This is a genomic window from Candidatus Methanodesulfokora washburnensis (genome assembly GCF_003947435.1).
Classification (GTDB): domain Archaea; phylum Korarchaeota; class Korarchaeia; order Korarchaeales; family Korarchaeaceae; genus Methanodesulfokora; species Methanodesulfokora washburnensis.
Map to the genome: position 1 here is coordinate 1 of NZ_RCOS01000162.1, position 11,980 is coordinate 11,980.

Below are 11,980 nucleotides of genomic sequence, written 5' to 3' on the forward strand. Positions count from 1 at the left end.
ATGGGCTTCAGGATATCTGAGAACTTCGGAAGGCTCATGGAAAACCTGGTGGCAGTTGAGCTCATGAGAAGAAAAAGCTACTTCAATGCAGACTGGGAGATATTCTACTGGAAGGATCACAGGCAGAGGGAGGTGGACTTTCTGGTGAAGCAGGGCCCTATTGTGAAGCAGTTGATACAGGTTGTTTTCGCATCAGGCAGGGATGAGATCAGAAAGGAGGAGCTGGATTCCCTGCTTAGGGCTGGAGAGGAGCTGAGATGTAAAGATCTCACTCTGATAACGTGGGATTATGAGGATGAGATTGAGAGAGAGGGAAGGAGGATCAGGGCAGTTCCTCTGTGGGAATGGATTCTTGCAGGAAATAGATGAAGCTTTGACAGAAAAATGATGAATTGAGGTCAGTAGCTCACTCTTCCAAATATGAGGCCAACAGGATCTCCCAGCATTAAGGTGAGGATGTGCCCTGCAAGTATGAATGGCATAAGGGGATAGGTGGGTATTATCCAGACGGGCTCCCTGTCGGGAATTTCACCCTTCTTTATCCCTGACAGGGATCTGGAGATGTCGAGCTTCTTCCTTCCATTCACACAAATTTCAGCTATGTCATAGTACTTTATCCTCTCAAGATCCCTTCTGTAAGCAGGCTTTATTAGAAAAAGAGATAATATTTTCTTTAAATATGGCTCATCAAACTCATCTAACATTTTCAAATTTTTTAAATTTTTTACGAAGTTGTACAGAGGGGCTGAGAGAAGGAGGAGGTTTGAGTAGATGAACGTGGCCATTGCCGGAGGTATATACCCTGCCGCTGATGGTTGAGTGACAAGGAGGGAGGCATAAGCCAGTATATCTGCTTCTCCCATCAGCTTCATGATCCATATGACTGATAAAAAGAGGAGGAAGAAGATGGCCTTGGGAATATAGCTCCAGCTATAGTTGTTAAGATTTATAATAATGCCCAGAAGGCAGCCGAATGCCCAAGTTAAATCCGATATCTCCCTGCTTTTTATGTCCTGTAGAGCAGCTGCTAGGAGCATTAAGAGAGAGATAATGGAGGGAAGCATGTTTTGGTTCATCATTTTCTACACTCTATGTAGTCTTAGCTCTTTGGAGACCATCCTGCAAATGCCTGAGTTGCCTGAGGACCAAATACCTTCACTGTGTGAGGCGAGGTAGTACTCAGGGATATCGTCACTTTTATTACTATAACTCCATTTACTGGTACGCTGTAGTTCGGGTCGTTTGTCACATCTCTGTCACCGGTAGCCTCTTTGGCAATTATACCTTGCTCTAAAGGAATTAAAGCAGGTCTATCGTCTATGAAGACTTGCCACTTGTCCCTACCACCGACTTGAAGGGAGACAGGGCCGTTATTCCTAATAGTTACATTCCAGCTATCGCCAGCATTGGTATTATTTATGAAATTTATTATCTGTATATTTGTCTTTGGCAGAGCTGCCTCCTGCCTCTGATACATCGAGGGAAGGGCACCGCTCAGCACTAAGTACACCATGATCGCCAGAAACACTCCTATTACCATGAGCACAAGGGATACAACGACAGTTGATATTCCATACCGCATACTAAATGATTGTGCAGGATAAATTTAATACTAACGTTGAGCATGGAATATTGATGCCACAGGGTAAGGAAAAGAAAAAGGATGAGGGAAAGAAGAAGAAAAAAGAGATAAAAATTGAGCTGAAGAGTCCAAAGGAGGTATTGGACTCACTTGCGCTGGATAATGTTGTTGAGCTTGTGCCGAACTTCGCATACAGAGGTGTGAGAGGGAACACTTATGTCCTAGTGGAGCCCAAGATACCTGATGAGATATTTCCTGAGCTCATGAGGATAGGAAAGGAGTATGTACTTCTCAGGATAGACCTATCAAAAAGGGAGAAAATGGATGTCATATATGAGCAAGCAGCAAAAAGAGCGATAAAGGAGCTGAAGCTGAAGGAAAATGAGATGCTTAAGAACTTCCTTGTATACTATCTGTACAGGGACATAGAGGGATACGGTCCCATAGATCCTCTGATGCACGATCCATACATAGAGGACATAACGCTCCCTGCAAGGGGGTCAAGATATGTTTATGTCTATGTAGCAGATCTCGCGACATGGCTTAGAACCGAGATAGAGCTTCAGGAGGAGGAGGCGAGGAGGATAGTCCTGAAATTTGCAGAGCACGTGGGGAAGCAGGTGTCTCTGGCAAAGCCTAGACTTGAGGGAAGGCTTCCAGATGGAAGCAGGGTTCATGCCCTATTCGGCTCTGCTGCATCAGGAGGAGGAACAATATTCACTGTAAGAAGGTTCGTAAGAAGGCCCGGAATAGAGGACCTGATAAGATCAGGAGCATTGAGCATAGAGGCTGCTGCATATCTGTGGCTCTTAATAGAGCATGGGATGTCCGGTTTCATAGTTGGGGAAACGGGATCAGGGAAGACTACTTTGCTCAACGTTCTTCTATCCCTTCTCCCGAGGCAAGCTCATATAGTGACAGTTGAAGACACTCAGGAGATATATCTTCCTTATCACGGCAACTGGACCTCATTGCTAGGGCAGCCTCCCGGAATGGGGGAGAAGGGGCTTGAGATACCCGATCTTCTGAGAGATGTGCTCAGGATGAGGCCAGATTATGTTGTGGTTGGAGAATCAAGAGGGGAGGAGACAAGGCTCCTCATTCAATTCATAAACTTGGGCCACACCTCCCTCACGACATTCCACAGCAACACGTTAGAAGGCCTCATACAGAGGCTTAAGTCGGATCCAATAAACCTGACAGCTGAGCAGATAGCCAGCTTCAAGGTGGCTGTCCTAACAAGGAGGGAGGGGACTTTTAGAGGAGTTGTGAGAATAGCTGAAATACTGTTTGACCCCATCAGAAATGATGTAACACTACACGATGTTTTTGTCAGAAAAATGGAGGGTTTAGTTGGGGATCCATTGAAGAACAGCAAGTTGATGGAGGAGATTCACATAAAGCACAATATACCGATTGAGGCTCTCTACGAGGAGTACTTGGAGAAGGCAAGCGAGCTTGAGAGAAGGATATCGAAGGAGGTGGCCAGAGTTGAACCCGTTTAGCGAGGAGTTCTTCATCTCATCCGGATTTGGGATGTCAAGGAGGCACTTTCTGGTGAGAACCTTTCTAATAGGGGCTTTTATGTTCCTCCTAGATTCTCTTTTGTACAGATTTGGGATGCTCACAGATCCTGTCAGGATGTTTGTCATAACTGCAATTCCGATGGGAATGTTCCTTCTAAGCCCTCTTCTTGCCAGAATGAACTTGGCATCAAAGCTTGAGAAGAACATGTGGGCATTCATGTCAGTTTTGTGGCTCCTGCAGGAGGCTGGAAGATCTGTTGGGGAGAGCTTGAGATCTATAGCGTCTATATCTGAGGACAAGGAGGTATCTGAGTACTTCAACAAGGCATCCGATAGGCTAATGGCAGCAGGGACGATAGATGGGCTGGAGACGAACATAAGGACATCCCCGAGCTCTGCATGGGCAAAGATATACAGCAGGATAAGGGACTACTACTTCACAAGAGGGGAGGCAATAGGGGAGATGCTGAAGCAGGAGGTTGAGGACACGGTTGAGAGAACCCTAATAGGCATGAGGAAGAGCGTTGAGCTATTGATGATGGTGCTTATAATTTATGTAATTGTTGCAACTGTATTTCCATTTGTGTCAATACTGATGTTCACATTTGAGAGCCTTGTGTCGGGATTTGGAGGAGGAGGGCTGTCAAACATAGTGTTTCTGACATCAGTTCTTCCTGCTCCTTTCTTCGTAGTCATATTCAAGGTGATGACGCCCAAATACTTCTACTTTCCAGGGGAAAAGGTAGCTGTTGCATGGGGGACATTCCTAGCTGGAAGCATGCTCACAGCACTGGTCCTGCTGAACATCCCTTCATTGCACCTGACAGCCTCAGGTGTACCAGGGGAATTCCTTCTGTTCTTAAGCACACTGAAGGGATGGGAGATAGCAGCTTTCTCGATTTTCATTGGGGCTCTGGCCGGAACCATTGTGATAACAGGGACTGAGAGGAACCTATATGGGATAGCCTTCGAGTTTCCCTCCTTCCTGGAGGATCTGTTTACTGAGCTCAGGACAGGGAAATCGTTCTCATCTGCTATAGCAGGGATGAAGGCAAGCTACAGATCCCTAAAAGAGTTCATGGCGAGGGTTAAGTACTGGGCTGAGCTGAGGATGCCATACTCCGATATGCTGGAGGGGATGGCGAACATGTTGAGGCAATCAGTATCTAGGATGTCGACAATGCTCATAATAACAGCTCTGAAATCAGGAGTGGATCTTCACGATGCATTTGGCACAATATCCAGGTTTATGACGAGGACTAGGGAGATATGGTATGAGCTGGAGGCTGAGAAGAAGGGAAACTACATCACAGCCGTTCTTTCATATCTATTTGTGATCGTGAGCATGGTGATAATGGTCACTTTGCTGAACCTTCCAATTCCATCCCAGCAGGTGGCTGATTCAATGAAGGATGGGCTTATGATGCAGGCTTTGATGACAAGCATTTTGTTAGCACTTACACTTGGCACAATAAGGACAGGACATGTCACATCCTCGTTGAGGGAGCTTACAGCATTCTCTCTGGCTGCATTGATATGCATGCACATAATAGCATCATGGAACCCACCAATACAGATAATAGGAGGGATGCCGGGCTAAAGGAGATCCAGTTACCATAAGATCTTATATTTCCAAGCTCGATATTATAACCATATGTGTCAATAATAATGATGCCTTGTATATCTTCAGAAGTATTACAACAAGATAGCTTAGTGATAAACCGTGTTGCTCTGTCCATGTTCCATCAGAAAATGCTCTTTTGATTGAACCAATTTTCACCTAAGATTAATTTTTGCCGCTCTTTAAGCTCTCTGCTTTTCTTCTGCAGTACTCAGTAATTGCATCCAATAACCTTGACACCGAGTAGACGAAAGCAAGCTCTATCAACACCACAGATCCGAGGATTACCAGTAGAATATTCATCAATGGTCCTGCGGTTCGCACATACTTCTTTATAATTTCTTATTACTTAATATTATTTACATAAACTGTTGACATAAGGCACAAGATTGAATGTAAAATATAATTGAAATATAACTATGGCTTCTTCACAGATTCATATATATTTGTGACATATATTACAAAATCTCCTGTATTTGTTGTATTCTTTAAAATAAATTTTATATTTCCTGAAAATATTTTTTGAGGTGCTATAACTGGATAGTTTGATATATACGTGGCTTTGCCCTCTCCGCTGACAGTGCCCGAGAATATCACAGCTATCACCGTTTTGGAGTTGTCATCTATCACTATCTCCAGATGTCTGTCAGGCCCGACATCGACGTACATATCCCTTTCTCCGTTGACGCATCCCTGATCCACCATCCTAGACATAAATGTTATCTGATCAGCCACATAATTTGCCACCCTCTGTGCCTGATTTCTCAAATAATCTCTTAGAAATGCTGGTTTTATTAGATAGAAGAAGCTAGCTATGAGTATGCTTATCAATATTATTATAGACCACACAACAGCCCTCTCCACATCAACCCCTCCAGGAGATCTTCACTTTATAGGGCTCAACATAGCTTATCAGCGCGTTGTTCTCCCTCCCAGCCATACTAGTTCCTTCGACAACTAAGGTCCATCCTGATGTCATGTTCACCTGTATCTCGAGGCTTGTCCCCTTTGGAACCACACCAACGTACGTTACTGAGCCATTTGTTATGTTAACAGCATGCTGGTAAGGAGGACCTCCCCACATCACGAACCTCACAGAACTAGGCCCAGATATCACGACAGTGTTGGGTGGAAGGCTTATCTTAACAGTGGTGGCGGAACCAACACCTGCCGCAACAACCCTCTCTATTCCCTCGCTCATGGTGATAGCTGCGGATTTAACAGCAAAGAACTGTTGCTCCGCGGCCCTCTGCTGAATATAGGGATATATGAAGTTCACAGCCATGATTATTAGAACTATTCCGAGGAGGAACACCAGAACGCCCACCACTACATTACTCATTACCAGCTCACCTTCACCTTGAATATCACCATGTATGGAAGGACATAGAATGGCACTGTTTGACCTCCAGCAGTGATATTGAAGGCACCCTGCACAAAAAATCCAGCATTTCCGCTCAGGGTATACGAATAGAGTGGATCTATTGGTATTATGTCACCACTACCGGATAAGCTCTCACCTTTTCTGTTCGTAATAATCCAGCTAGACGGGGAGATCTTCATTTTCTGACCTAAAAGATACAAATAAACCACATGACCGGACTCTGTACGGTTTTCTATCAAAAATGTGGGGATGCCTTCTTCTGCCGTAAAAGAGGAAAAGCTGTGTATAAGATGGCAATCATCAAGAGAGGAAGAACAATTGTAAATTTTTATATCTGTTACCTCAGTAACACTATCGAGCTGAGGATAAAAGGGGCATTTACTGCTTGGGCAGGATACTGTCGGTGAGTTTGCTGACTCGTTTACTACGGTTCCACCGTTTAATATAGGTTCGGCTGCAAAGGGATCATATTGTTTTGTATCAGTACATTTTAAAATTCCAAGTTTACATTTATACTTAATAGTACAGCTTAACTTAATAATCCTATCCTTAGATGTTATGGGTATCCCATTGGAATATTGAGCGATGAAGAATATCGGGACAAAAACATCAGCCTCATTGTTGTCTTTTTCATAATAAGCTTCATTGGTCCACGGAACGACATACTCTTTCACCCCAAGGGGCACATCGCTGATATTCCAGCCAACCACCGCTGGAGCAAATGCAGTTGCGTTCTCCTTTCCAGCCCCAGAAGATCTATACAGGGTGAAATTAATTTCTGTTCCGTTCTGATAGACAAAGCTTATGTTGGCAAATACATGAACCCCATTTTTCTCCTCAATGTATCCCACAAGGTCCCCTACGCTGCTGTTGAATTCGGAAAAGCTCCAAGATCCATTTACGAACTGAAACTTCCACATATTTGCTATCATAAGTGCTATATTTCTTGCTAATAATCTTCTGTTTTCAAATGACTGAGCTGTCTCTATAGAGGATCTGTTGTAGCTGTAAACGGAGAAGAGTGCAATGGATATCATCACAATCACTATTATCAGCTCGAGGGGCTCAGTCTCCACTTCAACCACCCGAGACCGTTAGCGTCACCAAAACCTTGGTGCCATTCGGAAACATTGCATGTGCCTTGTATGTGGAGGCAACCTGCCCTACTGTTGTAGATCCTATCGTTATGCTGAGGGAGGTGAAGTCATTATCCGCTGGGTTGTATCTGTAGATTCTTATAAGCACATCATGATTGGGCGGAACAATCCCCATCTTGAAGTTTGTGTAATTCTCCTGGGCACATTGAATGCACTTGGATAGTTGAGTGGTGTTTATAACATAAGGGGAGCCGTTGAATGCTATTCCAACAACAGGAGGTCTTGGAGGGGAGTACCAGCATGGATCGAAGTTTCCGGGATTCTCTAAGAGCTGTCTTATGGCATAGCGTGCCTCATCATCGAGGGGACTTCCGCTTGTCTGAAGGGATTTTATGAAAAAAATTGCAAAAAGGGCATATAAAAATATCACAAACGTAGCTATCATGAACGCAAAGCTCTCCCTCAACCCTCAGCCTCCTCCAAAGGTGGGAATTGCATTTTCAACTCCCTGAATTATGCTTCTTATCATGCAGCCAATATAATCTATAAGATTATACCATCTTGCATCTATACTATTGTATGCATTTATTGACGGGAGGTATACTGTAACCTCATCACCGCTGCTCCCGGGGAATCTCCAAATAAGCATATTAGTTGAAGCTGTTCCAGGTATCCTGAATTTATGCGTAAAGAATGTCACGTTCTTTGCCGCTGGCATGTCGAAATCCACACTACTATTGTCCAAATATGGCTTGTGGCCTGTACTAACCTCCACAGGTTTGTCATATGATATTATTATCCAAGGAAATACAGCATCCGAGCCTGTGATCTCCATTGTGGCATCATATTTCTGTGTCGTGGGATTTAAGACAAGGAAAAATTTGGGCCATACCGAAATGGGACCAGTTTTAAGAAGACATAGCTCGGAGGGGACGAACACAAGAGGACCTGTTGCTGATTCACCCCCGCCTCCTCCACCACCGCCACCGGATCCACCGGATGAGAAGTATAATATATCACCAGCAGTTCCATTGAAGAATGTCTCACCTTTTTGGAGCTGATATAATACTAAAACCTTGTTGTTGACAACATAGGAGGCGGTGTTAAAAATCACTCCTTTGAACCCAGTCTCTTTTCTTAAGGTTTCTAGCTGGGACTCAAGCCATTCAGTTTTCCCAGAATCTCCGACTGGGAGGAACTTAACGGTTTTAACCAACTGATTAACAGAATCGGTGACGTCGACAAAATCTTGGGATGGGTCGACTTTTACTTGTATAGTCGCCGGGTTCACATAAGCAGCTAAGGAAAGGATTAAGACAAGAGCAGCAAATCCTATTAAGAGAACTCCACCACTACCTGTCCTCATGTTCTCTGTTGTATAATCCAGTCAGTAATATTTAATCCTTTGTTTTTTTATTTTATAGTTATTACAAAAGGAAGCTGAGTTTTTCAGCTGTTCATAGTTAAGGATCAGAACCAATTTAAAGTAGCTTTTGGTGAGGGCAAAGTTAGGCTTAACATCCTAGATATTTATCAGCCACAATGAAAAATATGCAGAAATTTAATCCCCCATTGTGATCCCAAAAAGCTCTTCCTACCATTATCCTTTGTTATAACATCCCTTTGTCTAAACTTATGCAGGGCCTGTTTGCATTAATAATCCCCTTCTTGACTCACATATGGAAGCAGCCTTATATTATCATCTTTTGAAATAGGATGGCTTTTATAGAAGGTATTTACAGGATAGCATGATGGTCGAGACAGTAGCTGTTGGGATGATGGAGCAGCTCTTGGCAGAGTATGTAAAGAGAATAACCGAGAAGGCATTAGCAGGAAAGAAGCTAAGCGACTGGGAGATAGGGATACTGATGATGGATCAGCTGAGATCCTCTCTTGAGACAAGAATAAGCTCGATGGAAAAGAGAATTGAGAAGATAGAATCAGATGTAGATTATCTAAAGAAAAGCCTTGACTCTCTGAGGGATAATGTGATAAATGTCCTTGTCGCTGAGCTTAAGAGAAGAACGGAGAAGGAGTGAGATTCAAATAATTAAAAATTATTAAATGGAATTATACTTTTTAAGTATCATCAGTTGTCAACGCTAATTATCATAAAAGCAGGTAATCACATTTATAAATTTCTCATCCATCATTCAGGGGATGTCGGTAGCGCTGAAGATGATAGAGGAGCTTGAGGAAAACGAGGCATTGAGAAGAAGGTTTCTCAAGATGATAATACCTGAGATACCAAAGGAACCTGATGTCACATTAATGCTCATAAATGCGATCCTAGGAAGAGTGGCCACAAAAGAGGACCTAAAGGTCACAAAAGAGGATCTAAAGGAGGAGATATCCTCTGTTAGGGAGGAAATGGAAAAGGAAGCAACCTCTCTTAGAGGAGAAATAGTTTCCCTTAGGGAGGAGATTAGGGCATTGGATAGCAGAATTAGCTCTTTAGAGCGGAGAGTTGTGGGGATAGAGGGACAGATGAGCTTTTTCATGAAGATATTCATGACATTCAACCTGCCTATATTGCTTGCAGTCATAGGAATACTGCTGAGGCTGGCATTCTGGTGAATCTATTTTAAAGAAGTGAAATATCTGTTATCTCAACTGCTACAATATCACCGTTTCTGCTGAAGTGAAGTATTACCAAGCCGTCCTCTGTGGGCTCTCCTTCAACAATATCCTCATGCATAAACTTGATGAAAAGGCTTCCTGTTTCCTCATCATAATCCATCATAACGACCTTTCTCGGGATGTTTATCCCATATCTCTCCTCAATAGCTCTGAGCAGACCCTCTACATCGATCTTCAACAATGTATCAGTTTTTCGAACCATCTATACCTCCTCTCTCTACAAGATAGACTGTAAAATTTATTCTTTTCCATCAACTCTCCGAGAATCTGTTGGATTATCATAAATGACAATACCTCGGGATTGTCCCTTTCTTTCTCTTCTTTCTTAAATAGATCTTATCTCTCCTATAATGTATTCCTCAAGCATTCTCCGATTTCTGATCAACACCTCATAGATATTAATTTCATCCATCTTGAAATCTCTCAACTTCTTCTGATACATCGTTCTATCTAGGGCGTTCCTTGTCATCCTTCACAGCCACCGTATTCTCGCTTCCTAAATACTCTCTAGTGCCCATTTCATAAGGATAATAAGATATCGTGGAAAAATCACAATAATGTCGTATACAACTGTGTTTCGGGCAGATGGCAGTAGTAAGATGGGAACCTGAATGGACTATCATAATTTTTATAGTGCTACCAAGTAAATTATTGATATCAGATTACAGTGTCAAACGATAGGTTTAAATAATTCAGGTTCCCACTTATCTTGGCAACAACTCTGGATATTCCGGCCTCATCATATCGCCTCTTTGGCCCCTTCCGGAGTTGTTGCCCTTTCTCATTATAACAGCAATGGGTTGTAGATCCTTTAGAATTGTCAAATTGGGAATATAAATCAGAGTTTCCCCTTAAACGAATGTCAGCTATGGTGGGATGGTTGTAAGATATCTAGGAATTCCCTTACCGCTATTTATGTGCAATTGAACCTTCTGGATCCTCTTACTATGAACTTCAGAAAAATTCGTGGCAAAAAAGAAAAAGGAAAGAAGGAAGATCAGCTTGGAGGCGGATAGTAGAGATACTGAGCCTGCGTGTTTCCTGGACCGTAGACAACTATGCTGTGCTGCTTGGTTGTATCGAAGCTAGTAGTACAATTTACTGTTATAGTCATGCCAGCAGTCCAGGTAGCAGTAGTAGCATTACAATTGTTGCAAGCATTTCCATCCACATAAACCCTGAAATCTCTATTAGTAACCCCTGATACCGTCATTGTGCCAGGTCCTAAATTTTTCACGTAAAGAGTAAGAGTATTACCACTATACTGTGCGTTCAATACCTGTATCTGGGATGCCCCTCCAACAGTAGATGTTCTCCCCAGAGATCCAAATATGTACCCTGATATTGGAGAGAATATCAGCAGTGCTAGGGCTACCGCTATCACCAGTATTATTATCTCGACAACTACCCTAGATATTCCAGCCCTCATGGCATCACCTAGTCAGTAATACAGCAGTTAATATATAAAGCTGATGGAATATTCTCGCATGATTCCTGAAGCAGGATTCTAATTATCCATATTTGAAATATATAAATCTTTCTCACTATTAAATGATGTTTTATAATACAAAATTGAGAAGGAATTGTTCCAGCAGGAGAAGGACTTTTCTCCTGCCCTTACTCAGGTAACGCTTATGTATAATAATATATAACTTACCGATAAGCAGGATGACTATTTGACAAACAGTCATGGATGAACATTCCAGCAACACCTCAATAACAAGGGTATGAAGCTAGCATGCGCGCCCCTGAGACCAATCCTGAAGAGGAGCGAAAGTAAAAAACTTTATCAAGGAAGAACTCTCTCGATATCCCTCGGGAACAAAGCAGCCTCTCTTATGTTCTGTAGGCTAAGCATCTTGTAGATAAATCTCTCTAAACCTAGGGCAAAGCCCCCATGAGGAGGTGCCCCATACCTGAAGAAGCTTGTGAACCACTCCAGCGATTGCTTATCCAGCTTCTTCTCCTCTATCTGCCTCATAAGAACGTCATATCTGTGCTCCCTCTGGCCTCCTGAGCTCACCTCCTCCCCTTTGTATATGAGATCAACGCTCCTAGCCCATGTATCATCAGCTTTCATCACGTAAAAGGGCTTTACAGCGAATGGGAATCTGTTCACGAATATGAAAT

General features: G+C 42.9%; 17 protein-coding genes. 5 read left to right on the plus strand and 12 right to left on the minus strand.

The genetic code is table 11. The features are described 5' to 3' along the window. Nucleotides 1–369: DUF4143 domain-containing protein (locus D6D85_RS14040; RefSeq protein ID WP_125672666.1), on the plus strand; the 369-nt coding region annotated here is incomplete at its 5' end. Nucleotides 370–398: 29 nt separating this feature from the next. On the opposite strand, the gene D6D85_RS14045 is transcribed toward D6D85_RS14040, so the two are convergent. After that, nucleotides 399–1,079 (minus strand): prepilin peptidase, encoded by a 681-nt coding sequence (locus tag D6D85_RS14045; RefSeq protein ID WP_125672667.1) that lies wholly within the window; start codon nucleotides 1,077–1,079, stop codon nucleotides 399–401. Between the two features lie 20 nt (nucleotides 1,080–1,099). Further along, entirely contained in the window at nucleotides 1,100–1,582 is a 483-nt protein-coding gene (locus D6D85_RS14050; protein ID WP_125672668.1) for a hypothetical protein, read from the minus strand. Nucleotides 1,583–1,593: 11 nt separating this feature from the next. On the opposite strand from D6D85_RS14050, the gene D6D85_RS14055 reads away from it, so the two are divergent. Together D6D85_RS14055 and D6D85_RS14060 are read left to right on the plus strand one after the other, a co-directional pair. Continuing rightward, nucleotides 1,594–3,087, plus strand: coding sequence for a type II/IV secretion system ATPase subunit (locus D6D85_RS14055; protein WP_161969901.1), 1,494 nt, complete (start codon nucleotides 1,594–1,596; stop codon nucleotides 3,085–3,087). Continuing rightward, nucleotides 3,074–4,708 carry a type II secretion system F family protein gene (locus tag D6D85_RS14060; protein ID WP_125672670.1) on the plus strand — a complete coding sequence of 545 codons (1,635 nt, stop codon included), beginning with the start codon at nucleotides 3,074–3,076 and terminating at the stop codon, nucleotides 4,706–4,708. The genes D6D85_RS14055 and D6D85_RS14060 overlap by 14 nt, the downstream gene beginning before the upstream one ends. A gap of 186 nt (nucleotides 4,709–4,894) precedes the next feature. Here the strand turns inward: D6D85_RS14060 and D6D85_RS16555 are convergent, their stop codons facing one another. From D6D85_RS16555 to D6D85_RS14085, 6 genes are all read right to left on the minus strand, one after another. Next, entirely contained in the window at nucleotides 4,895–5,032 is a 138-nt protein-coding gene (locus D6D85_RS16555) for a hypothetical protein (RefSeq protein ID WP_161969902.1), read from the minus strand. Nucleotides 5,033–5,146: 114 nt separating this feature from the next. Next, nucleotides 5,147–5,593: a hypothetical protein gene (locus D6D85_RS14065; RefSeq protein ID WP_125672671.1), complete on the minus strand. Its 447-nt coding sequence runs from the start codon at nucleotides 5,591–5,593 to the stop codon at nucleotides 5,147–5,149. A gap of 1 nt (nucleotide 5,594) precedes the next feature. Next, complete coding sequence (locus D6D85_RS14070) at nucleotides 5,595–6,071, minus strand: hypothetical protein (RefSeq protein ID WP_125672672.1); 477 nt, start codon at nucleotides 6,069–6,071, stop codon at nucleotides 5,595–5,597. Next, nucleotides 6,071–7,189, minus strand: a complete 1,119-nt coding sequence (locus D6D85_RS14075) for a hypothetical protein (protein WP_125672673.1) — start codon at nucleotides 7,187–7,189, stop codon at nucleotides 6,071–6,073. Before D6D85_RS14075 ends, D6D85_RS14070 begins: the two co-directional genes overlap by 1 nt. A gap of 1 nt (nucleotide 7,190) precedes the next feature. After that, nucleotides 7,191–7,676, minus strand: coding sequence for a hypothetical protein (locus D6D85_RS14080; RefSeq protein WP_125672674.1), 486 nt, complete (start codon nucleotides 7,674–7,676; stop codon nucleotides 7,191–7,193). A 3-nt stretch (nucleotides 7,677–7,679) separates the two neighbouring features. Further along, the gene (locus tag D6D85_RS14085; RefSeq protein WP_125672675.1) at nucleotides 7,680–8,576 is read right to left on the minus strand and encodes a hypothetical protein; all 897 of its coding nucleotides are present in this window, start codon (nucleotides 8,574–8,576) and stop codon (nucleotides 7,680–7,682) included. A 382-nt stretch (nucleotides 8,577–8,958) separates the two neighbouring features. Between D6D85_RS14085 and D6D85_RS14090 the strand changes: the two genes are divergently transcribed. Both D6D85_RS14090 and D6D85_RS14095 read left to right on the plus strand, forming a co-directional pair. Then, nucleotides 8,959–9,249: a hypothetical protein gene (locus tag D6D85_RS14090; RefSeq protein ID WP_125672676.1), complete on the plus strand. Its 291-nt coding sequence runs from the start codon at nucleotides 8,959–8,961 to the stop codon at nucleotides 9,247–9,249. 121 nt (nucleotides 9,250–9,370) lie between these two features. Beyond that, nucleotides 9,371–9,787, plus strand: a complete 417-nt coding sequence (locus D6D85_RS14095) for a hypothetical protein (RefSeq protein WP_125672677.1) — start codon at nucleotides 9,371–9,373, stop codon at nucleotides 9,785–9,787. A 7-nt stretch (nucleotides 9,788–9,794) separates the two neighbouring features. On the opposite strand, the gene D6D85_RS14100 is transcribed toward D6D85_RS14095, so the two are convergent. The 4 genes from D6D85_RS14100 to D6D85_RS14110 form a co-directional block, all read right to left on the minus strand. Beyond that, entirely contained in the window at nucleotides 9,795–10,052 is a 258-nt protein-coding gene (locus D6D85_RS14100) for a DUF2283 domain-containing protein (protein ID WP_125670192.1), read from the minus strand. A 123-nt stretch (nucleotides 10,053–10,175) separates the two neighbouring features. Then, the gene (locus tag D6D85_RS16560) at nucleotides 10,176–10,319 is read right to left on the minus strand and encodes a hypothetical protein (protein WP_161969903.1); all 144 of its coding nucleotides are present in this window, start codon (nucleotides 10,317–10,319) and stop codon (nucleotides 10,176–10,178) included. A 528-nt stretch (nucleotides 10,320–10,847) separates the two neighbouring features. Further along, a complete protein-coding gene (locus D6D85_RS14105) occupies nucleotides 10,848–11,279 on the minus strand; it encodes a hypothetical protein (protein ID WP_125672678.1) in 432 nt (143 codons plus the stop codon). 360 nt (nucleotides 11,280–11,639) lie between these two features. Continuing rightward, the coding region (locus D6D85_RS14110) for an amino acid--tRNA ligase-related protein (RefSeq protein WP_337189979.1) at nucleotides 11,640–11,980 on the minus strand (341 nt) is incomplete at its 5' end.

Excerpts from the sequence above, each read along its gene's own strand:
- D6D85_RS14045 (WP_125672667.1), bottom strand. The coding sequence starts at position 1,079 with ATGATGAACCAAAACATGCTTCCCTCCATTATCTCTCTCTTAATGCTC.
- D6D85_RS14050 (WP_125672668.1), bottom strand. The coding sequence starts at position 1,582 with ATGCGGTATGGAATATCAACTGTCGTTGTATCCCTTGTGCTCATGGTA.
- D6D85_RS16555 (WP_161969902.1), bottom strand. The coding sequence starts at position 5,032 with ATGAATATTCTACTGGTAATCCTCGGATCTGTGGTGTTGATAGAGCTT.
- D6D85_RS14070 (WP_125672672.1), bottom strand. The coding sequence starts at position 6,071 with ATGAGTAATGTAGTGGTGGGCGTTCTGGTGTTCCTCCTCGGAATAGTT.
- D6D85_RS14085 (WP_125672675.1), bottom strand. The coding sequence starts at position 8,576 with ATGAGGACAGGTAGTGGTGGAGTTCTCTTAATAGGATTTGCTGCTCTT.
- D6D85_RS14090 (WP_125672676.1), top strand. The coding sequence starts at position 8,959 with ATGATGGTCGAGACAGTAGCTGTTGGGATGATGGAGCAGCTCTTGGCA.
- D6D85_RS14095 (WP_125672677.1), top strand. The coding sequence starts at position 9,371 with ATGTCGGTAGCGCTGAAGATGATAGAGGAGCTTGAGGAAAACGAGGCA.
- D6D85_RS14100 (WP_125670192.1), bottom strand. The coding sequence starts at position 10,052 with ATGGTTCGAAAAACTGATACATTGTTGAAGATCGATGTAGAGGGTCTG.
- D6D85_RS16560 (WP_161969903.1), bottom strand. The coding sequence starts at position 10,319 with ATGACAAGGAACGCCCTAGATAGAACGATGTATCAGAAGAAGTTGAGA.
- D6D85_RS14105 (WP_125672678.1), bottom strand. The coding sequence starts at position 11,279 with ATGAGGGCTGGAATATCTAGGGTAGTTGTCGAGATAATAATACTGGTG.